Genomic DNA, 20,294 nt, shown 5'->3' with positions numbered 1-20,294 from the left:
TGGCATTGGATCAAGCAGGACTTTAATAAGGTTAGGAATGATTACAATCTACAGCGACGAGCATCATTATCAAAACGCTACAGCAGAACTTATTGATGGCAAGTTTTTACCTCCGTTTGAGATGCCAAAACGGGCAGAAATGGTGCTTGAACAGGTGCGATCGGCAAATCTGGGTGAGGTACTGCCACCTGAGGAGTTTGGGCTTGAGCCAATCTTGCAAGTCCATGATCAGCAGTTTGTCTCCTTTTTGAGTACGGCGTGGGGTGAGTGGGTGGCAGCTCACGGAGATTATGATGCGTTGCCGCTAAATTGGGCAACGCGAACGATGCGTCAAGACCGCATTCCAGAAGCCATTGATGGCAAACTGAGCTATTACTCCTTTGATGCAGGTACGCCCATCACTGCCGGAACCTGGAGAGCAATCCGCGCCTCTGCCAATGTGGCGTTAACCGGACAAAAGCGGGTGGCGAATGGAGAACAAGCTGTTTTTGCGCTCTGCCGTCCACCTGGACATCATGCAGGACGTGACCTCTATGGAGGCTACTGTTTTTTGAACAATGCGGCGATCGCTGCTCAAGCTTTTCGAGACGCAGGTGCGGAGCGGGTTGCGGTGTTGGACATTGATTATCATCACGGCAATGGCACCCAGTCCATCTTTTACGATCGTGCTGACATTTTCTTCCTCTCTCTCCATGCTCATCCCAAAGATGAGTATCCCTACTTTTTAGGCTATGAAGATGAAATCGGTGTAGGGCAAGGTGAAGGATTTAACCGCAACTATCCGATGCCTTGGGGAACGGATTGGGGAACTTATCAGAACGCGCTTGCAGATGCGGTTAATCACATTGGTGACTATGCTCCAGATGTTGTGGTTATATCGCTCGGGGTTGACACATTTGAGCATGATCCTATCTCAAAGTTTCGCCTAAAACAGGACGACTATCAGCGAATTGGGGAGGCTATTGCCCATCTTAGTAAACCAACTCTATTTGTGATGGAAGGGGGGTATGCAGTAGCCGAAATTGGCATCAACGCGGTTAATGTGTTGTCTGGGTTTGAAGCGGCATAATCTGACAGTGCACTTCAGTCGACATCTAGATAGCAAAGTCTAACAGAGGGGAGAGGTCTCGCAGCTTACAATTCCGCTACCCTGCATTTACAGCAAAAACTCGTGGGCGCTTCAGCGAGATTCTTTATGAACCATTCCAATTCTTCTAACCCCAATTCTGTTTCTGGCAGTGACAAAGCCGAAACTGCTAAAACAAAAAGGGCGGCAGCAGCAGCAACGGCAGCCGTGACAGACGTTATGTCACCCGAGACGGCGGTTGTTGGTGATCCGCCACCGAAACCCAACTATCCCCTATATCGAGTTCATCCAGGGGAGCCATTTCATCTTGCTGATATTGACCCAGACACTGCGGAGTCTTATCAGGGTAAGAAGGATGTCGAAGCAGAACTCGAATATCAAAGAGAACGCTTGCAGAAGCTACAGGAACGGCTGTTTGCAGAACAACAGCGTAGTTTGTTGATTGTGCTGCAAGCAATGGATACAGGTGGCAAAGACGGCACAATCAAACATGTGTTTCAGGGGATTAATCCTCAAGGCTGTCAGGTCTGGTCGTTTAAGCAGCCCAGTGTAGAAGAACTTAGCCATGACTTTCTCTGGCGCTATCATCAGCGAACTCCACCTCGCGGTATGATCACCATTTTTAATCGATCGCACTATGAGGATGTATTAATTGTTCGAGTCAAAGATTTAGTACCAGAAAACGTTTGGCGTAAGCGCTATCAGTTGATTAATGAGTTTGAACACATGCTCACACTTAATCACATCATGGTGGTTAAGTTCTTTCTCCACATTTCCAAGAATGAGCAAAAAAAGAGGTTGGAGAGTCGCTTAAACAATCCAGATAAGCGCTGGAAGTTTTCCTTTAGTGACATTAAAGAACGTCAGTTTTGGGATGATTATCAGCTTGCTTTTGAGGAGGCTATTACAAATTGCTCAACTGACTACGCGCCCTGGTATGTAGTGCCTGCTAATAAAAAGTGGTATCGCAACCTGGTTGTAGCAAGGGCGATCGCTGACACCCTTGAAGCGATGAATCCTCAGTATCCAGCAGAGACAGAAGCATTGGATAATGTGAAAATTCCAGAATAGGTAGCCCATAGCGTTAGTCACTACGAACCAACCCAGCAAGCTCTACCGCCTCTGGGAACGTTCTCTCATCAAACGCAGCAAGAGCAACCCAAAATTGCTTCTGTGTTCCAGGAATTCATCATTCGCTTGCGTGTCGATCGCCTGCTGTATGCCTATGAAGAAATTGAGCAGTTGCTGTAGCCACCACTCCAGGGAACCAGGGTTTTTAGCGGATTAGATGCAATGTACATCTAATGCCCCATGACCTTCCGGATCACCCTGCCAATGAGTGCAAGATCTGAGGTGACACCCTGTAGAAACCCATACCCGGCAATCGAAACAAGATTCCAGGTAATTATTTCCATGCGCTTTTCAACTTTTGTATTTTGCACACTTACACTAATTGCCGCTCAAGCGATTACGCGACGGGCGATCGCTACCCCTGCCCCTGCTCTAGAGGAAACCAAAGAAAGTCCGGTTAGTGTTGCAGATGATGCAAAACCTGAACTTAGTCCAGTCACTACTCCACCTGAAGTAGAGCCTGTTAAACCTTTTGCACATCGAGAGGTTGCCCACAGTGTAACAGGCGATCGCCCCACCTCAGCACCGACAGCCCCTGAGCCAGATGCCAAGGTTGAAATAGCTTTACCGACACCAGAACTAGAACCAATTGACAGTGTCGAAATTGCAGCCGTTTCCCCTGAATGGACAGCAGTTGCACCGCAAGATTCAGTGGAATGGTCCCGTCCTAACTTTGCCCCCTTTGAACCAACCCTTGAAGAACAAAATCTCCAGGTGCCAACTTCTGAAGAACCAATAGTTGTACCAGTAGTTGTGCCGGAAAACGAACCGGTTCAACTACCAAACGTAGAATCAGATCAAGTTGAATCAGAGGTTGCACCGCAGATGGAACCGGATGCTGCGCCAGAAGGTGAACCTGCTCAACTACCGAACGCTGAACCGGGAATCGAAGTCGATGCCGAGTCAGGAATTGAAATAGAGGCGCAAGCGCCCCCTAACCCAGCTAGTTTAGACACTTTAGAAGAATTTGCCCCACCTCCCAATCCTTTAACCAGACCCACCTTTCCTGAAGAAGTGGAAGTGGGAGAAGCTGTGCCAATCACCCTGGAGCAGGCGATCGCCCTGGCACAGCGTCACAACCTCGACCTGCAAACCGCTCAACTAGAGCTAGAACGCACTGAGGCGGAACTGCGTGAAGCTCAAGCAGCTAACTTGCCTCAACTGACGGCTGGCGCTGACCTCACCCTGCAGCAAAGTCAAAGTTCCTCTGGTCTTCCCGAAGAGTTAGAAGCTGCACTAGGAGTTGAAAGTGGCAATAACTCTTCCACAGCAGCAGTATTGGGCGGTTCCGTAGAACTGAACTATGACATCTTTACATCAGGTCGGCGATCGGCTCAAATCAGTGCGGGTGAGCGGCGAGTGCGGCTTCAGCAGCTCCAGGTAGAAGTTACTTCAGAAGCCACTGTGTTGGATGTGGTGAACGACTACTATGACCTTCAGGAAGCTGATGAGCAGGTGAGAATTGCCCGTGCCTCGCTAGCAGAAACGGAATCTAGCCTGCGAGACGCAACGGCTTTAGAGCAGGCTGGCATTGGTACCCGATTTGAGCAGCTTCAGGCTCAAGTAGATGTCGCTAACGCCCAGCAAGACCTGGTCGAAGCGTTGAGTCAGCAGGAAGTTTCTCGTCGTCAATTGCGACAGCGACTTGGCATTGCTGAGTCGGTGAATGTAGCGGCGGCTGATCCCGTTCGGGTCGCAGGAGACTGGTTGCCCAATCTTGAAGAAAGCATCGTTCTCGCTTACCAAAACCGGGCGGAGCTAGAGCAGCAGTTGGTACAGCGCGAGATTAGCCAGCAACAGCGACGAGCAGCGTTATCGGAGTTAGGACCGCAAGTTTCAGCTTTTGCTAGCTATGGGGTGCAGGACACACTCAACCAGGAAGGTGGGCTGGATGATACTTATCAGCTAGGTTTGCGAATGAACATGAACCTGTTTGATGGTGGAGCAACTAGAGCTAGAGCCGCACAGGAGGAAGCCAATGTGGCGATCGCCGAAACTCAATTTGCCAACGTGCGTAACCAGGTGCGGCTTGAAGTCGAGCAAGCCTACTTTACCCTCCAGTCCAGCTTTGAGAATACGCGCACAGCCACTCAAGCCGTAGACTTTGCCACCGAAGCCCTGCGCCTAGCTAGACTGCGCTATCGGGCAGGAGTCGGCACCCAAACTGAAGTCCTGCAAGCGCAATCCGATCTTACTCAGGCAGAGGTCAATTTGCTGCAAGCAATTCTCGGCTACAATCGCTCTCTAGCCTCGCTGCAGCGGGCAGTTGGCAGCTTCTCGGAGGTGTGAGGAGGAAGGAGAAGGGAAGCGGTAAGGGTTCATCGAATTCCTCCACCCGATTGACTGACAAATCTTCTGATGTATGTTAGGTGGAGCAAGGCGGAACCCAACTCCTGCCTCGATTCTGTTGGGTTTCGCGATGCCTCACCCAACATACGACTTAACAGACACAGAAACTTGCTGGCCCTTGCTGTTTAAAGCTTGATCTGGTAACTCTTCTGAAAGTGCCCAAATTTTTGGGCAGCTTTTGGAATTGACCTGTTGCTGTTGAGTGGTGTTAAGTTGCACAGCGTATGAATTTTTCTGACTCCAGGCTGTTGGTATTGCTAGCTGCAAGTTCTTTGATTGCCATGACTGGGGCAATCCTAGCTCCCATCTTGCCGGAAATGGCAAACAGCCTCCATTTTGAAACGGCCCAAGCTGGCAACCTGATCAGTTTTCACTTTCTGACCTTAGCAATCTTTACGCCATTGCTTGGAATTTTGGCTGACCGAATTGGCCAAATTCGGCTGCTGCTACCGTCCCTGATCTGCTACGCCGTCTTTGGCATATCAGGAGTATTAATGCACAGCTTCACGCCGCTGTTGGCAACACGGGCCCTGTTAGGGATCGCTAATGGCGGCATTGCAGCAGCAGGGTTGGGATTAGTCAGCAAGCTTTACCAGGGCGAGGCACGGGCACAGGCGATCGCCTATGTCGCCACCACTTTAACCCTGGCTAACATTGTCTATCCGTTGATTGCAGGCTGGATTGGCACAATCGACTGGCACTTTGTCTTTGGGTTGTACGGATTGGGAATTCCACTGGCGCTATGGGCTGCTGTTGTGTTTTATGGCAGTCGCCAATCTACTGGTTTGAATGTTGAAGCTCTGTCTACCCAAAAGGATACCGAGAAATCTTCAGCAGAATCTTCCCAAAATGCTACGGTGTCGGAAGTTGCCACACCCGCTCAGCTATTTCGTCAACCTCAAATCTTGAAACTGTTGCTGTGTTTAGCGTTGGTGTCAGCCAGCGTGTACGCTCTGATCGTCTATTTGCCGATTTATATGAAAACGGATATGAGCAGCAATACCGTTTCAATTGGCATTGTGTTAGCGACGAAGGCAGGTGGCGCAGCGCTAGTTTCTGCCTTTCTGGTGCGACGTTTGGTCAAACAAATTGGTGAAAGTTGGACGATCATTCTAGGGGCTGTAACCATGTCACTCACTTTGGCGGCAATGCCTTACCTGCACCAGATGCAAACTTTGCTCCCCGTCGCGATTTTGTTTGGTTTTGGCTTCGGCATCGTTGTACCAACGCTCTACAGTAGCTTAGCTGAGCTAGCGCCTGACAACCTACAGTCAACTGTCTTGGCAACTGGAACAGGCGTGAGTTTTCTGGCACAGTTCCTATCTCCCATTCTGTTGGGGTTTGTCTTCACCCATTCCAATCTTCCAACGGTGTTCTATACCACTGCACTGGTAGCGCTAACTGTAGGCTTGTTGAACCTTCTTCCCAAGCGCAGTTTGGTACCCGCAGAAGAATAAACCTTTTGCATGAATGCTAGTGTTTGAAGGATGTTCGAAAAGCCTGTTCTGTAACCCAGAGAAATTGTAGGGGCATAGCATTCGGTAGGTAAACTTTGGAATAGACCAAAAATTCTTGCCCGAATGCTATGCCCTACCGAAATATACGCTACTCTGCAAACACTCTCTTAAAAACCCTCTAACAATCAGAAGGGCTGGAAGCACAACCCCTATGTTTACTCCTGTTTCTGTTGCTCCGCTGAGCTTTCACTAGGACGCTCTGTCGCAGCAGGGTTAATCTCTGTTCCCTGCTCATCAAAGGGATATCCTTCGCCTTCATCTAAAAGGTTCTCTGGATCTCCTACAAGGTTTGCAGCAGAATCAATCTGACTATTGTCATGACTGTGTTTCGTTCCACCGCCTTTGTGACTAGCATGACCACCGGGCATAATTTTCTCCTTAAATTTGTTGATCGATTAAGTGTTGTAAGTTTTGCTGATTCCAGGGATATTAATGGTTGAACTAAGCCGCTTTCTGAGCATTAGCGGATACTCCAACTCGGTCGAGCACTGTAGGCTTTACGAATCCGTAGTAGTAAGCAATGCCGGCAAGAATTGCATTAAACCAAACGTTGTTGCCAAACAGGGGTGCAATGCCAAAGAAAGTGTTGGTGAAAGGAATTATCCCTAGAATGGCATGTGCGGCATACACAAAAGCGAAAATTTGGTTGAAGGTGATTGAGCCACCTAGACTGGTAAAAGCAGCAATTCCCCAAAGTCCAACCAAAACTCCTATAGCGTTATGGAAGTAGTTGGTTGGAAAGATGCCAAATAGATTGCCATAACCGCTAGCGAAGGAGACATCCGCAGGCGGAGCGACAAAAGCAGGCACAAAACCCGCTAATCCTAATAGCAGGAAAAGAATGCCCAAACTTAGCGCACAGTAGCGAACTTGCATGTTGTCAGATGATGCTTGCATAGTAATGTCTTTTCCAAAATGAACTGTATTGAATGGCGTAGCAATAGCACTTAATTGAACTGCTAGCTACTCACTTAACATTCAAGACCAGTTTCAAAAGCCTAACTTCATTCTTAAAGTCAGTTCCGGCTATGTCCAAAGAGGAGTTCATGATGAATTTGTTTTGTGATGTTCATCTCTTACGCTAAGTCTAGAAAAGATGAACATGCTACGCAGGCAGAGTTCTTAGTCTCAAGATGCTGTTGGGTATCGTCTTGTTTCTCTTATACCTCTCCTATTAGACAGGTACTTGGATGAATATAACGGCTCGTGAGTTAGAGGAGAGATAACTTTCAATTCCTTAAGATGGTGCTTCCATGAGCGTTTCCCAGGCTCCTCATCTACCCTACATGCGCTTTACTGCCTGGAAGCCGGAGTTCTCAGATGAAAGGAAGGATGCAGATGAAAGTTCCACCAGAAATTACCTACCGAGGCGTTGACAAGACTGAGGCGATCGCCTCTCTAATCGATGAGAAACTAAACAAATTGGAGCAGGTCTGTAATTACATCAGTAGTTGCCATATTGCAGTTGAAAAAGTACATGACCACCCTCGCGGTGGATCTCCTTATCGAGTTCGACTCGATATGACCGTTCCTCCCAGCCATGAGCTGGTCGCAGAGAGTAATCCCAGTCCCGGGGAGCGCAACCAGTATCCTGAACTCGATACGGTAATTCGAGATGCATTTAGCAAAGCTTGGCGACAGCTTAGAGACTTAGCAAGACAGCAGCGTGAGCATGATACCGCTGGAGTAAGCGACGAAGTCCAAGATACTACTGCTCTTGTCACCAAATTATTCAAAGAGCAGAACTATGGCTTTCTCAAAACTCTTGGAGGAGAAGATATTTACTTCAATCGCGACAGTGTACTACATGATGATTTCGATCGCCTTGAGATAGGGACAGGTGTTCGGTTTGAAGCCGTAGAGAGTGAAGAGGGATTGCTCCACGCGACAACAATTCAAATTGTCGATAAGCCAGGGGCAAGTGTTGGAAAGTCAGAAGAGACGTCTATTGAGCTACCACTAGGTTGGGAGTAGTCTGAACAGCGAATCAAATTGAACAAATCAGGAGTTTTCCTTTGACAACTCCTGATTTCGCCAAATAGAAACAATATCGGGTTAAACAGATTTCACGACACATCAATTTCTATAAGACTGTAAGGGCGCACTGCGGTGCGCTCCTACCCATATCTGTAACATTCTCAGATTAAATTGGTATAGAAAGGAAACGATGAAGAAAAATGACTTGGAATACTACGATTTAAACGCTGAGAAATGGTGGAAGAACGGCGAAACCTTACATTTGTCAAATCACTTCAATCAAACAAGGTTTGAGTTTGCCGCTAGCTACATTCCAAACTGGAAAAATCTTAAAGTTCTAGACGTTGGCTGTGGAGGGGGATTAGCTTGTGAAGCTTTAGCCAAACTGGGCGCTGAGGTATCAGGAATCGATCTGTCTGAGAACTCAATTAAAGTTGCAAAAGAGCACGCAAGCCAAAGTCAACTTGAAATCGATTATCAACAAGGATCTGCCGAAGTCCTGCCCTATAGTAGTCATACCTTTGATGTGGTGTTATGCTTTGATGTGCTAGAACACGTATCAAACCTAGATAAGGTGCTTTCAGAAGTTCATAGAGTCCTATCCCAGGGCGGAGTATTTCTATTTGATACAATTAACAGAACTTTTAAGTCAAAATTGGTGATGATTTGGCTTCTAGAGGATGTTCTAAACCAGATACCCCGTGGACTTCATGATTGGAACAAATTTATTAAGCCTGATGAGTTGAATTTGATGCTGAGAGAGAAGCATTTTTCTAATATTGAGGTTAAAGGATTTGATGTTACTAATGGGATGAACTTTGGAGTTCTTAAAGACATTCTTCTCAAGGGATTGAGTACTCGGAGTGAAGGTGGAGAAGCAGATTTGTTTAAGATTCAAATTAACCGAGATACTTCTATGTGCTATATCGGCAAAGCCGACAAGCTTCTATAAACTGTACTTTTCCTAGGTTCAAATAGCAAGCCTGCGGTATCAAACATCACAAGGCTTGAATGCTGATGTCGCTCGATATTACTCTCAAGATAGGAATCAGTTAGGACTATAGGTAGACTTCCCTAAGTACCTGGGTAGTTAGGATTTAGATATATAGCGAAGCCTTGACAGATTTTAAGATTTGGCGATCGCAAATAATTTTCTACCCTGCAATGGAGTTCCTACGTGGTTCAGACAGCATCTATTAAGCCTGTAGAATTCGCTTCAACAACTGTTAAACAGGCAAAAAATTATGGAGTCCTAATTGCTTCTACGATCTTTGGTCTTTGGATAAGCAGTCTAGTTTTGCTGCTTTCTACAGATGTGTCAAAGCTGCCGATTCTAGGAGTGATTTTTGTTGTACTTTGGCAGACTTTTTTGTACACGGGGCTATTCATCACGGCGCATGACGCGATGCATGGAGTGGTCTTTCCCAAAAATCCTAAAGCCAACTATTTAATTGGTTCAGTTGCAGCGTTTTGCTATGCATTTTTTTCCTATAAGCGCTTGTTAAAAAAACATTGGCTGCATCATCGCCACCCGGGAAGTGAGCTTGACCCAGATTTTCACGATTTCAAACATAAAAGTTTCTTTTCCTGGTATTTTCTCTTTATTAAAAGATACTGGAATCTACAGCAATCAATCAGTTTGATAGTTGCCTTCAATTTGAGCAAGTATATCCTCCATGTGCCTGAGACAAATCTAATTTTGTTTTGGATTATTCCTCCTGTTCTAAGTTCGTTACAGCTGTTTTACTTTGGAACGTTTCTACCTCACCGAGAACCCCAGGACGGCTATACCAATTCTCATCATACTCAAAGCACTTCGTTGCCTGTGTTCTTGTCTTTCATCACCTGTTATTACTTTGGTTACCATGAAGAGCATCATGAGCATCCTGATGTACCCTGGTGGCAACTGCCAGCAATTCGAAATAGCTAAAAGCTAATACCGTTTTTACCTGAAACTGCACCTTTTTAAGCACACTCTATACACATTGAGCAAGCTCCAAAATAGTGAATTTTCCAGTGAGAAGCTTTGTGTTTCTAGTTACAAATCAACTTAAAACAAAGATGTTCCTATGGTAGACGCTCTAGCAAACTTCCAGGATTAACATCAGAATTAGCAACAAAGATAGTTCTAGTTTTCCTCGTTGTTTGCCTGGAGGTGTTGAGTCCTAAATCACTAAAATTTTGCTCAACATTTCCAGGATTCCTTCTGTTAATAGCGGAACAGATAGGAGGCAAAGCGACGGTTATGAATCATTAGACTCTTTTACGGCTAGCACTACCGCTCTACCTACACCTTAAAAACTCACTTAGACATTGAGAAAGTACCAGAAACTAAAACCATGAAATCTACAGCTTTAACACAAACTATTCTAAGTAGCGTTTGCGCCCTTAGCCTGGCCGCTTTCCCTTTTGCATTTAATGCTTCTGCTCAGACAGGAGGTGCTGGTGGAACGACAGGTGGCACCACAGGTGGCACGACTACAGCTCCTAGCAGTCCTTCAGGTGGAACTGTTGACGGTGCGACGGGTGGAGCAACCGGTGGCACGACAGGCAGCACCACAGGAGACATTGAAGGAAATACCACGGGTACCACGGATGGAACTGACGGTACGGTTACAACGCCCGGTACTGCTATCGATGGGACAACAGGTGGGACAACAGGCGGAACAACCAGTGGTACGACAGGTGGCACCACGGGCGGAACAATCGGTGGAACAACTGGTGGAACTACGGCTCCTGCAGGTACCACGGGTGGCTCAACCGATGGTACTACAACCGCTCCTACCGTAAGCCCTAACACGACGACTACGAGTGGACAGGAAACTAGCGATACAACCAGTGATGTTCAGGCGGCTGAGGGCGATCGCGACTTTGACTGGGGCTGGCTAGGCTTGCTTGGATTGCTGGGTTTGGCTGGTCTCAAGCCTAAGGACAGAACTCCAACCCGTCGTGAAACAACCGTATCGAGTTCTAGTTCCAACAGATATTAGAGTTGTTTTGTGTGAACTAGTTATCTTTCCGCAAACAAGGATGCACTCTCGGAAGACAGGGAGACATCCTTTTCTCTCAATAGACCTCAAGCATGAATGGTAGCGTGGCAAAGCCACGCTACCATTCATGCTTGGAAACGTGATTTATGCAGGAGGTTAACCTCCAGGTGCGGGGTTAATTGCAGTGAGTTGTGAGAGGCTAGGGAGTGTAGCTGTTCCTTTTCACCTATTTTCATGCATTCTATGCAGTTTCGCGATCGCTTCTTTCAACTAGCTGCTGTCAATGTGCTTTCTAACCTGATGGTGCCGTTAGCAGGGCTAGTCGATATGGCGTTTTTAGGGCATTTGCCAGAAATCCGTCATTTGGCAGGTGTGGCGCTAGCAACAGTTTTATTCAATTACATATATTGGACGTTTGGCTTTCTGCGGATGGCGACAACGGGAATGACCGCCCAAGCAGTCGGACGGCAAGATCAAGATGGTGTCCTATTAGTTGGGTTACGTAACGCTGGACTGGCACTGGCAATAGGAATAGCAATCTGGATTTTGCAATATCCCCTACGAGAAATCGGGTTTGCCCTTTTGAGTGCAGAGCCAGAGGTAAAAGCAGCAGGCATTAATTACTACAACGCGTTGATCTGGGCAGCACCTGCAACTCTGATAAATTTTGTGCTGATTGGTTGGTTTCTAGGGCGAGAGCATGGAGGTAAAGTGCTGGTGCTTTCGCTCATTGGAAATGGAACTAATGTGGTACTAGATTACATATTCGTGGTGCAGCAGGGGTGGGGGAGCGCAGGTGCAGGTTGGGGAACAGGACTCAGTCAGTGTCTCATGCTTCTGATAGGGCTAGTCTTGGTGAGCCGAGAACTGAAGCTAAGCCAGGTTCAAGCGGTCACAGCAAAACTGTTTGACCTGAGCGATTGGAGAGCGGCGTTTCTCCTGAATGGTGATATTGTAATTCGCACCTTTGCGCTGGTGTCAGCGTTTGCGCTATTTACGAATTTCAGTTCTGCCCTGGGAACAACGGTATTAGCAACGAATACTTTATTGCTGCAAGTCGTCACACTGGCAGCTTATTTTATTGATGGGTTAGCGTTTGCAACGGAGAGTTTTGCGGGCAAGTTTTATGGTCAAGGCGCAAGCGATCGCCTGCTGACACTAATTTGGCTATCTGGTGGAGTGAGCCTAGGGTTAGGACTTGCCTTTGCGGCGGCGTTTGCTCTCTTTCCCACGCCCTTGTTTGGACTACTGACAAACCATGCAGACGTGTTGGAGCAGGTGAATCGGTTTGTGCTGTGGCTATTTCCGGTTCTCGGTTTTGGGGCGATCGCCTACACCCTGGATGGCTACTTTTTGGGTTTGACTGAGGGACAAATTTTGCGTCAATCTACTGTTGTGGCAACTTTGCTAGGCTTTGTGCCAATGGGGGCGATCGCCTGGCAACTTCATAGTGCCCATTTGCTATGGATGGCAATGGTGTTATTAATGGCAACCCGAGCCATCACCCTGACCCGCCGAGTGCCTGAAACACTGCGGGTTAAATCGGTAATGCAAGCAAGTGATGTAAGCAAGTAATGTAAGCAAACCAGTCCTAAAGGAAATAAGTTGATGGATCGATTGAATTTACAAGTCTTTCAGCAGTTTTGGGCGATCGCCAAATCCTACTGGACAGGGGACGAAAAATGGCAGGCTAGAGGGCTATTGCTGGGAGTTGTTTTGTTTTTGTTAGCCTACACAGGGCTAAGCGTCTTGCTCAACAACAAGCGTGGAGTGCTAATTTCAGCCCTTTCTGCTCAGGATGAGCCGCGATTTTGGCAAACGGTGATGATCTTCTTAGCAGTGCTAGTGATCTATGCACCGCTGCTGGCTGGCTACACTTATTTGCGCGATCGCCTCAGTTTGCAATGGCGACGCTGGCTAACTGAGCGGTTTGTAAATCGCTACTTCAGCGATCGCGCCTACTATCAACTCAACATTTCAGACATCAACATCGACAACCCGGACCAGCGAATTGCTGAAGATGTTCGCAGCTTTACTCAAGAATCACTCACCTTTTTGTTGGCACTCGTAGAATCATTTCTAGCTGTAGTTGCCTTTAGTGGTGTACTGTGGGGCATTTCCAGACCACTCGTGTTTTTTCTAGGACTGTATGCGCTAGTTGGGACATTAGTGACAACGGGTGTATTTGGCAAACCGCTGGTGCGGCTAAACTTTGAACAGTTGAGACGAGAAGCCAACTTCCGATTTAGCCTGGTGCGAATTCGGGAAAATGCAGAAGCGATCGCCTTTTACCGAGGTGAAGAACGCGAATCAAACCAGGTTGAGCAGCGGTTTTCAGAGGTGTTTGAGAATGTCAAACGGCTCCTTGTTTGGGAGTTAAGTCTAAACGTTTTGACTAATGCCTATGAGTTTATTCCGTTCATTTTGCCTGCACTAGTGGTGGCTCCTGGGATTTTTGCCGGAGAGATTGAAGTGGGCAAAGTGAGCGAAGCGCAGGGCGCTTTTGTGCGCGTCTTTTTCTCACTTAACATCATAGTTGCTCGCTTTCAGTCACTCACCACTTTCACAGCCGGAATCAATCGTTTGTACACTTTCGCTGAATTTCTAGAACAGGTTGAAACGGATCAAACCCAGACAACAGCAGCCACATCAACAGAAGGTACGGCCAAAGGAATACAAACTGAAGCATCCTCCAATTCTGAGCGACCCTCCGTCATTCAAGTGGTCGAATCCGATCGCCTTGTTTTAGAGGACCTCACTTTGCAGACGCCGAATCGACAACGCACCTTGATTAAGGATCTGTCGATAGAAATTCCGTCGGGGCAAGGATTATTGGTGATGGGTCCAAGTGGATGTGGAAAGAGTTCGCTGCTGCGGGCGCTCGCGGGTCTGTGGAATGCTGGAACAGGCAAAATTACGCGTCCTAAAGCAGACCAAATCCTGTTTCTACCTCAGCGTCCTTATATGGTCATGGGAACATTGCGCGACCAGTTGCTTTATCCCAACACTCGGCTTCAGGTCGAAGACCAACACCTTAAGCAAGTTTTGGAACAGGTGAATTTAGCAGATTTAGATGAACGGTTTGGTGGCTTTGATGCCGAACGAGAGTGGGCCGATGTTTTATCTCTAGGAGAACAACAGCGGCTCACCTTTGCCCGGTTACTGTTAAACAAGCCAAACTACGCCATTTTAGATGAAGCAACTAGCGCTCTTGACCTCGACAATGAAGAACGACTCTATCAACATCTGGCTGCAATGGGTGCCACTTTCTTGAGCGTAGGACATCGCTCATCTTTGGCGGACCATCACCAACTAGTTTTAGACCTGGCTACAGGCTGATTAATGAATCAGGTGAAGCACATCTCGAAGGACGCTGTAGCCTGCCCAATCCCAAAGCAAGTAAGCTACAAAACCGAGCATGGCAAGACGACCATTCCATAGCTCTTGTTGGGGGTTCCAGCCAAAGATCCAGGCATTGCGATCGCTGCCATTATAGGCTGGAGCAATAGGAGTAACTGCAGTTTTTTCGGGTGTAGTGGTTTGCATGGCTAAATAGTCTCCAGTTCACTAAGATTAGCCTCATGCTATCGATTGCCTACGCTGACAAGGTCTGTCTTTGAGCTTATCTAGCTTTACTTCTAGAGAATAGTTTGTGAAGAAGTACCAGAAGCACCAGTTGTGAGTGAATGTTGCTTACATCTTTTGATTGATGAGCATTTAGAGGAGAACAACAAGAATAATGGCATAACCCAAACAATAGTTCTGCATCTGTTCCGTTCTAAACATTTAATTAGTTAGACAGGTGATTGCAGAAGGAGGAAAACATGGCTGAAGGTCAAAAATTAGCAGTTGGAGTGTTCCCTAACCATGAGGACACTGAGAGCGCATTAAATGAGTTAAAAGCGTCTAACTTTTCAATGGACAGAGTCTCCGTCATTGCTAAACAGGGTGATGAGGAGAAGCAAGTTGCTGGAGTTGAGATGAGCGATCGCGTCGGAGGACAAGATGTAGAAAGCCCTACACAAGTCGTCTCAAATGCCGTCTCAGGAGCTACCTGGGGCACAATCCTACTAGGTTTAACAAGTCTAGCTATTCCTGGAGCGGGTCCTGTACTGGCGGCAGGTACTTTAGGTGCGGCTCTTCTAACTAACCTTGCAGGAACCGGACTTGGAACCTTAGAAACCAATCGTTTGATTCATGCCTTAGCGGATTCTGGTATTCCCGAAGAGCAAGCTAGAGTTTATAGCGATCGCCTGATCGGGGGAAACTATCTGGTCTTTTTAGAAGGCTCGGACACCGAAGTGGGGCAGGCAGAATCAGTCTTACAAAGTCAAGGCGTTCAGGAGTGGGGTATCTTTGACCGTCAGAGCTAAGGTGACTGAGATTGGTTAAGAAGGCAGTAATCGACGAAGATTTGTCCCGCAGGTTTTCGTGGTGAAATTGGATACCAAACCTCAGCGCTGAAGCTGGGACTCAACTACTGAGACGACTCGTGCTACCCCATCCTCAGCTTGCAGTTGTACCTGCAACTGTTGGGCCCGTTCTCGGAAGCTGGAATCCTCAAGAACGGTTTGGATGCTGGCAACGAGGCGATCGCTAGTGAGTTCTGATTGACAATGAGTGGCGGGACAAACTCCCAGTTGTACGAGTAAATTTCCCCAAGTTGGTTGGTCTCCAAAGAAGGGGACAATGATAGAGGGAATACCTGCTCGTAATGTCGCAGCTACGGTTCCTGAACCGCCATGATGAATTGCAGCACTGACTCTAGGGAAAAGCCAATCATGAGGAGCTTCCTCAAGTCGGTAGATGGAGGGGGGCAGGTCGGTGCTAACGCTCCCCCAACCTGAACAAAGAACGGCTCGCTGTCCGGTTGCTGCTAACGCTGAGACGATCGTTTGAGCTAACTGCTCAGGATGCCGAGGAATCATGCTGCCAAAGCCGACATAGAATGGCTTTGGCTCTTCATCTAAAAAGGCTTGTAGTTCGGGTGAGGGAGTAAATGAGTCTGCTGTATTGAGAAAGCAGTATCCCGCTTGGTGAACTGCTGGGCCCCAATCTAGAGGAGGGGCGATCGCCGCTGCACTATAGCAATTAACAATGGTCAAGGGTGAAAGGAACGGAGGCGCATCACGGCGATATCGGGCTCCTGCCCAGGGCAATTGAGGCAGGTGCAGCACGTCTTGTCGAAACCGATTGATCAGCTTTGCATTAGAACGCCAGCCGAGGAATCCCACCAGATGATAGCTCAAAAGGTTGGCTAGCCCTGGCAACCGCTGGTCGGTACGTTCGGCAAAACCCAGGAAAGGGAAAGTTCGCGTTGCAGCGATAGGAATTTGGGTCGCCAAAATTGCAGGAACCTTGAGCGCTTCAGCGAGATGGTAGCCCCACAGCGCTAGAGGCGAAAACACAATCAAATCGCTCCCCTGACAGGCATTCCAGGCATCCAAAAGCTGTTGCCATAGTAGTTCCTCAGGAATCAGCTTCACCCGATTGCCTTCGAGTAGCTCAAGTCCTGTTGGTGAACTCAGAAGTTGCTTAAAATCACCCGCAATCGGTGCAAACGGAATGTTCCAGTGAGCGGCAAAGTCAGCAAAGTTAGGACTACTCGCCAATGTGACTTGGTGTCCGCTTTGGATTAAGCCCAAAGCGATCGCGCAGAAGGGTTGAATGTCGCCACGAGAGCCAATTGTCAAAATGGTGATGCGGCCCATGTCTCTCGTCCTGTAAGTAAATGAACAAGCGCTATCGTGAATTAGGTTTGAGTCCAGGTAGTGGCTTGGCACTGCCAAGCCACTACAGCAAGCTACGCTGCGACCCTAATCCCCACCCGCCAATTTTGCCTTTGCTCGCTGCCACAGCGTTTCCAGTTCGTCCAGGGTATAAGTCGAAAGGGGGCGATCGCACACTGCCTCTACCTGAGCAAACCGCTGAATAAATCGCTGGTTGGTACCCTCAAGCGCTTCGGCTGGGTCAAGTTCATGCCAGCGGGCAATGTTGATCAGGGTAAAGAGTAAATCACCCAATTCGGCTTGCTGGTTGGCTTTGCTTTCAGAAGCGATCGCCTGCTGAAATTCTGCTAACTCCTCGTGAAACTTTTGCCATACGCCGTCTACGTTTTCCCACTCAAATCCAGCCGCCGCCGCTTTTTGTGAGATTTTCATCCCCGCCATCAGTGGAGGGAGCGATCGCGCATAGCGGCTGAGCCGGGGAGTGAGTCGCTGAGGCTCAGTAGGAGACTGTTCTTCAGCCGCTTTGATTTGCTCCCAGTTTTGATGCACCTCCTCCACGCTCTGTACCTTGACATCGCCAAACACATGTGGATGACGGCGAATTAGCTTTTCGGTAATTCCTTCTGCCACATTCTTGAGGTCAAACTGCCCAGCTTCACTAGCAATCTGTGCCTGTAAAACAACTTGCAGCAGCAAATCCCCTAACTCATCGGCGATCGCCTCCTGATTGCCCTGCCGAATCGCATCTACCACTTCGTAGGCTTCTTCGATTACATAGGGAATCAGCGTTTCAGGCGTTTGAGCTAAGTCCCAGGGGCAACCCCCATTGGGCGATCGCAACTGTGCTACAACTTCAACTAGCCGTTGCAGGGCGCTGAGAATAGCTGACTCAAATGAGTGAGATGCGGGTGGGGTAGACATAAAAAAACAAAGACTAACATGAGAATGGGTTGATCTTAGCTAACGTTTACTTTGCCGTTGTCCCTTACTCCGTCTAGTCGTGCGTTTCTTGGCTTTGGGTGCAGGTGGCAAGACAGCTTTCCATCCTTGAGTTTTATAGCGCTTTTGAGTGGATACGGCCCAATCCGCTACGTAATGACTCAATGCCCCCAATTCTAAGCCCAGGCAAAACAGCAGCCACTCAATCGTGTAGCGCTGAAACGATCGGTGCAATGATTGCCCAATTCCATTCCACGTCCAGCCAACGCGCAGCACTTCATTAATCAAAGCTAAGCCTAATAACCCCAAAAAGGTTAGCCAAACCGAGAGATAGAGAACCCGCACCGTTGTGCCGATAATCGGGCCGTGTGACCAGATTGAGCGATGCTTCATGCTGCCCCGGTAGGGAATCCAGATCCAGCGGAGCCAGCCCCAGCGCTTGTAGTGAATCGACAGCACATCCAGGTCAGGTCCAAACATCAAACCGCCAAACAAAAAGCCTGCACAAATAATCAGCGTAATCGTGCTGTTGCGGGCGATCGCCAACGTCAGCCCCGCCAACACGGGCAGAGTCCAAAGCGTAATGCGATCGTGCGTCCGACCCGATGGCATGATTGAACAGAGCAAATTAGATTAGCAGTTTTAATAGTTTATCTGCGATTTAGCGCAGCAGAATCAAATTTATCTGCTATATTAGAATTCGTGCGATTTCAGTTGATGAAATTTCACAGCCTCTCCGGGCGGTTAGCTCAGTTGGTAGAGCGCCTGCCTTACAAGCAGGATGTCGCGGGTTCGAGTCCCTCACTGCCCATCTGTCGAATTATTATGAAATGGACAGCTATTTGACATCGTTAACAAGTTCTTGTCGTCATAACGGATTCTTGTCGCCGTAACAGATTGTTGTCGCCAAACACAAGAAATCTGACCGTTAACAGATTCTTGTCACTAAAGCCTTTGTAAGGCAGGCGCTCCTTTCAATCCACCCTATAGTTAGGATCCTAGCGTACTAATTCTGTATCAACTAAAATTCTTGAGGTGGTTCTTGTCGATTTTTACCGTTCCTCAAAGCATTGCGGTTGCCTTCAATCCATCCATTGCTGGAAAGGCGATCGCAACAATTATAGTAAATGTTGAGATGCGGAATTGCCCAATCTTTCGATCCGCCCACTGCTGAAAAGGCGATCGCAACTTCAACCAAGAACCGATTTTCTTTGACTTTGGCTACTTTCAATCCGCCCACTGCTGAAAAGGCGATCGCAACCGCAGTGCCCAAATCTTAAAGATGTCGGGACTTCTAGACCTGTTTTTGGCAAACCTCATTTTGAGGCTCCGTTTCTAGGAGAATAGAAGTAACTCCAACCCGTGGAGAACTTCTAGAAGGTTTGTCATGTATGAATTGTCAAACCTACTGGGGATCTTGCCCTTGCTTCGGTTTGCCAAATTTGAAGGTTAGGGTGGATTCCTCCTTGCTCGGAGGTGAAATTGGTTAACCATCGCTGCGGTAGACCCGCACCCTTTTGCTAGGAGCGCACCTAACTTCGAGGTGGACAGCTAACCGAGCCAGAAAGCAAGACTATCTTCTGACAGTCAAACTAGCTCGTGATTGGCGATAGCACAGAGACCATTTCTGGCATGAACTACGGCGCATCTAATTTATACAGTACACTTGAACTAATTGCAAGTAGTTTTATTTTCGAGACTGATAGGCTGCGATCGCTAAATTTTTGGCTTTTTCTTGAGGAGTTCCTACAAGTGGTTGTTTCACGATCTCGATAGAAATTCCAATTTGAGCAGCTTGGCTTTGGACAAACTCGCTCAGTTGAGCGTATCTCCAACGATGGACACTTGCACGGTACTGGAGGGCGTATTGTCGCTGCTGTTCTACAGAGCCAGGAATTTTCTGCTCTGCTCTAGCTTGAACCTCGCTTTGGATAATTTCTCGAATATTGCCAAGGTCAGGCAATACAAGACTGCTAACCCGGTATTTTTGAGCGATTGCTAGAATTTCATGAGCTATTAAGCGGTCTAAGTGTTTTCCTGCATTAGATTCTCTAAATTTATTGGATGCACCTTTTTGCTGGTTGTTGAGGCGCTTATGAGCATTGCGTTGCTGTCGCAGACGGTATCGATTGAGAAGCTTATAATTCTCTCCCAGAAGTTGGCGGATACTTCTATAGGTGATAGCTTTTTCAGTTCTGATATCGACGATTGCAAGAGTAGCAGGTTTATCAAGTCCATAGCTTACCCCTGCCAGGATTGATGGCTGCCCTTCATATGGAAAACGGCTGGGGCGAGGAAATGGATTATCAAGCAGAGCTAGCATTCTTTCCCGCTTGCTAATAAACGCTTCCTGGTTCTTGTTCAGATTCTCTTTAGCTTTAGTACCAGCAATAACTTTTGCACATTCATTAGCTTTTCTTTGCCGGATTCGTTCTGTACCTTCTTGAGTCCAAGTATCAGTGTCTACAGCACAGGATAAAATCAACCGATGTGCTCTCCAAGGATGCCCTTCGTTTCTACCCTCCTGCCATGCGATTCGTCCAGACCGCAGTGTAAATAAGCTAGATGAGTGTTG

General features: G+C 47.7%; 19 protein-coding genes and 1 tRNA gene. 12 read left to right on the top strand and 8 right to left on the bottom strand.

The genetic code is table 11. The features are described 5' to 3' along the window. The first annotated feature begins 37 nt into the window (after nt 1-37). The 4 genes from H6G00_RS12595 (at nt 38) to H6G00_RS12580 (ending at nt 6,024) form a co-directional block, all read left to right on the top strand. A complete protein-coding gene (locus tag H6G00_RS12595; RefSeq protein WP_190796987.1) occupies nt 38-1,069 on the top strand; it encodes a histone deacetylase family protein in 1,032 nt (343 codons plus the stop codon). Nucleotides 1,070-1,195: 126 nt separating this feature from the next. Beyond that, nucleotides 1,196-2,158 carry a polyphosphate kinase 2 family protein gene (locus tag H6G00_RS12590; protein ID WP_190796986.1) on the top strand — a complete coding sequence of 321 codons (963 nt, stop codon included), beginning with the start codon at nt 1,196-1,198 and terminating at the stop codon, nt 2,156-2,158. A 342-nt stretch (nt 2,159-2,500) separates the two neighbouring features. Then, nucleotides 2,501-4,507, top strand: a complete 2,007-nt coding sequence (locus tag H6G00_RS12585) for a TolC family protein (RefSeq protein ID WP_190796985.1) — start codon at nt 2,501-2,503, stop codon at nt 4,505-4,507. 284 nt (nt 4,508-4,791) lie between these two features. After that, nucleotides 4,792-6,024, top strand: coding sequence for an MFS transporter (locus tag H6G00_RS12580; protein WP_190796984.1), 1,233 nt, complete (start codon nt 4,792-4,794; stop codon nt 6,022-6,024). 215 nt (nt 6,025-6,239) lie between these two features. Here H6G00_RS12580 and H6G00_RS12575 read toward each other — a convergent pair whose 3' ends face one another. Continuing rightward, nucleotides 6,240-6,452, bottom strand: coding sequence for a hypothetical protein (locus H6G00_RS12575; RefSeq protein WP_190645407.1), 213 nt, complete (start codon nt 6,450-6,452; stop codon nt 6,240-6,242). Between the two features lie 73 nt (nt 6,453-6,525). Then, a complete protein-coding gene (locus H6G00_RS12570; RefSeq protein WP_190679844.1) occupies nt 6,526-6,981 on the bottom strand; it encodes a DUF4383 domain-containing protein in 456 nt (151 codons plus the stop codon). A gap of 441 nt (nt 6,982-7,422) precedes the next feature. On the opposite strand from H6G00_RS12570, the gene H6G00_RS12565 reads away from it, so the two are divergent. The 6 genes from H6G00_RS12565 (at nt 7,423) to H6G00_RS12540 (ending at nt 14,390) form a co-directional block, all read left to right on the top strand. Next, the gene (locus tag H6G00_RS12565) at nt 7,423-8,058 is read left to right on the top strand and encodes an HPF/RaiA family ribosome-associated protein (protein ID WP_190796983.1); all 636 of its coding nucleotides are present in this window, start codon (nt 7,423-7,425) and stop codon (nt 8,056-8,058) included. A 193-nt stretch (nt 8,059-8,251) separates the two neighbouring features. Continuing rightward, nucleotides 8,252-9,013, top strand: coding sequence for a bifunctional 2-polyprenyl-6-hydroxyphenol methylase/3-demethylubiquinol 3-O-methyltransferase UbiG (ubiG, locus tag H6G00_RS12560; protein ID WP_190796982.1), 762 nt, complete (start codon nt 8,252-8,254; stop codon nt 9,011-9,013). 225 nt (nt 9,014-9,238) lie between these two features. Further along, nucleotides 9,239-9,991, top strand: a complete 753-nt coding sequence (gene crtW, locus H6G00_RS12555; protein ID WP_347278176.1) for a beta-carotene ketolase CrtW — start codon at nt 9,239-9,241, stop codon at nt 9,989-9,991. Between the two features lie 409 nt (nt 9,992-10,400). Continuing rightward, nucleotides 10,401-11,051: a WGxxGxxG family protein gene (locus tag H6G00_RS35325; protein WP_190796981.1), complete on the top strand. Its 651-nt coding sequence runs from the start codon at nt 10,401-10,403 to the stop codon at nt 11,049-11,051. Nucleotides 11,052-11,285: 234 nt separating this feature from the next. Further along, nucleotides 11,286-12,626 (top strand): guanitoxin biosynthesis MATE family efflux transporter GntT, encoded by a 1,341-nt coding sequence (gene gntT / locus H6G00_RS12545; RefSeq protein WP_199318454.1) that lies wholly within the window; start codon nt 11,286-11,288, stop codon nt 12,624-12,626. Nucleotides 12,627-12,659: 33 nt separating this feature from the next. Beyond that, the gene (locus H6G00_RS12540; RefSeq protein ID WP_190796980.1) at nt 12,660-14,390 is read left to right on the top strand and encodes an ABC transporter ATP-binding protein/permease; all 1,731 of its coding nucleotides are present in this window, start codon (nt 12,660-12,662) and stop codon (nt 14,388-14,390) included. Here the strand turns inward: H6G00_RS12540 and H6G00_RS12535 are convergent, their stop codons facing one another. After that, on the bottom strand, nt 14,391-14,597 hold the full coding sequence (locus H6G00_RS12535; RefSeq protein WP_190679849.1) for a chlorophyll a/b-binding protein: 207 nt from the start codon (nt 14,595-14,597) through the stop codon (nt 14,391-14,393). It abuts the gene before it with no gap. A 278-nt stretch (nt 14,598-14,875) separates the two neighbouring features. Between H6G00_RS12535 and H6G00_RS12530 the strand changes: the two genes are divergently transcribed. Beyond that, on the top strand, nt 14,876-15,424 hold the full coding sequence (locus H6G00_RS12530; protein ID WP_190796979.1) for a general stress protein: 549 nt from the start codon (nt 14,876-14,878) through the stop codon (nt 15,422-15,424). Nucleotides 15,425-15,505: 81 nt separating this feature from the next. Here the strand turns inward: H6G00_RS12530 and H6G00_RS12525 are convergent, their stop codons facing one another. The 3 genes from H6G00_RS12525 to H6G00_RS12515 form a co-directional block, all read right to left on the bottom strand. Further along, nucleotides 15,506-16,762, bottom strand: coding sequence for a glycosyltransferase (locus tag H6G00_RS12525; protein ID WP_190796978.1), 1,257 nt, complete (start codon nt 16,760-16,762; stop codon nt 15,506-15,508). 105 nt (nt 16,763-16,867) lie between these two features. Further along, entirely contained in the window at nt 16,868-17,701 is an 834-nt protein-coding gene (gene mazG, locus H6G00_RS12520; protein ID WP_190796977.1) for a nucleoside triphosphate pyrophosphohydrolase, read from the bottom strand. A gap of 39 nt (nt 17,702-17,740) precedes the next feature. Next, on the bottom strand, nt 17,741-18,331 hold the full coding sequence (locus H6G00_RS12515) for a metal-binding protein (protein WP_190796976.1): 591 nt from the start codon (nt 18,329-18,331) through the stop codon (nt 17,741-17,743). A gap of 126 nt (nt 18,332-18,457) precedes the next feature. Between H6G00_RS12515 and H6G00_RS12510 the strand changes: the two genes are divergently transcribed. Beyond that, nucleotides 18,458-18,530: transfer RNA gene (locus H6G00_RS12510), tRNA-Val, on the top strand. A 210-nt stretch (nt 18,531-18,740) separates the two neighbouring features. Here H6G00_RS12510 and H6G00_RS12505 read toward each other — a convergent pair. Both H6G00_RS12505 and cas12k read right to left on the bottom strand, forming a co-directional pair. After that, on the bottom strand, nt 18,741-18,992 hold the full coding sequence (locus tag H6G00_RS12505) for a hypothetical protein (protein WP_190796975.1): 252 nt from the start codon (nt 18,990-18,992) through the stop codon (nt 18,741-18,743). 414 nt (nt 18,993-19,406) lie between these two features. Then, a partial coding sequence (gene cas12k, locus H6G00_RS12500; RefSeq protein WP_199318453.1) for a type V CRISPR-associated protein Cas12k occupies nt 19,407-20,294 on the bottom strand: 888 nt, incomplete at its 5' end.

It is taken from the genome of Leptolyngbya sp. FACHB-541 (genome assembly GCF_014695875.1).
GTDB lineage: Bacteria > Cyanobacteriota > Cyanobacteriia > Elainellales > Elainellaceae > JAAUTN01.
Note: the sequence above shows the minus strand (reverse complement) of the source record. Positions and strands in the feature narration are given on the sequence as shown.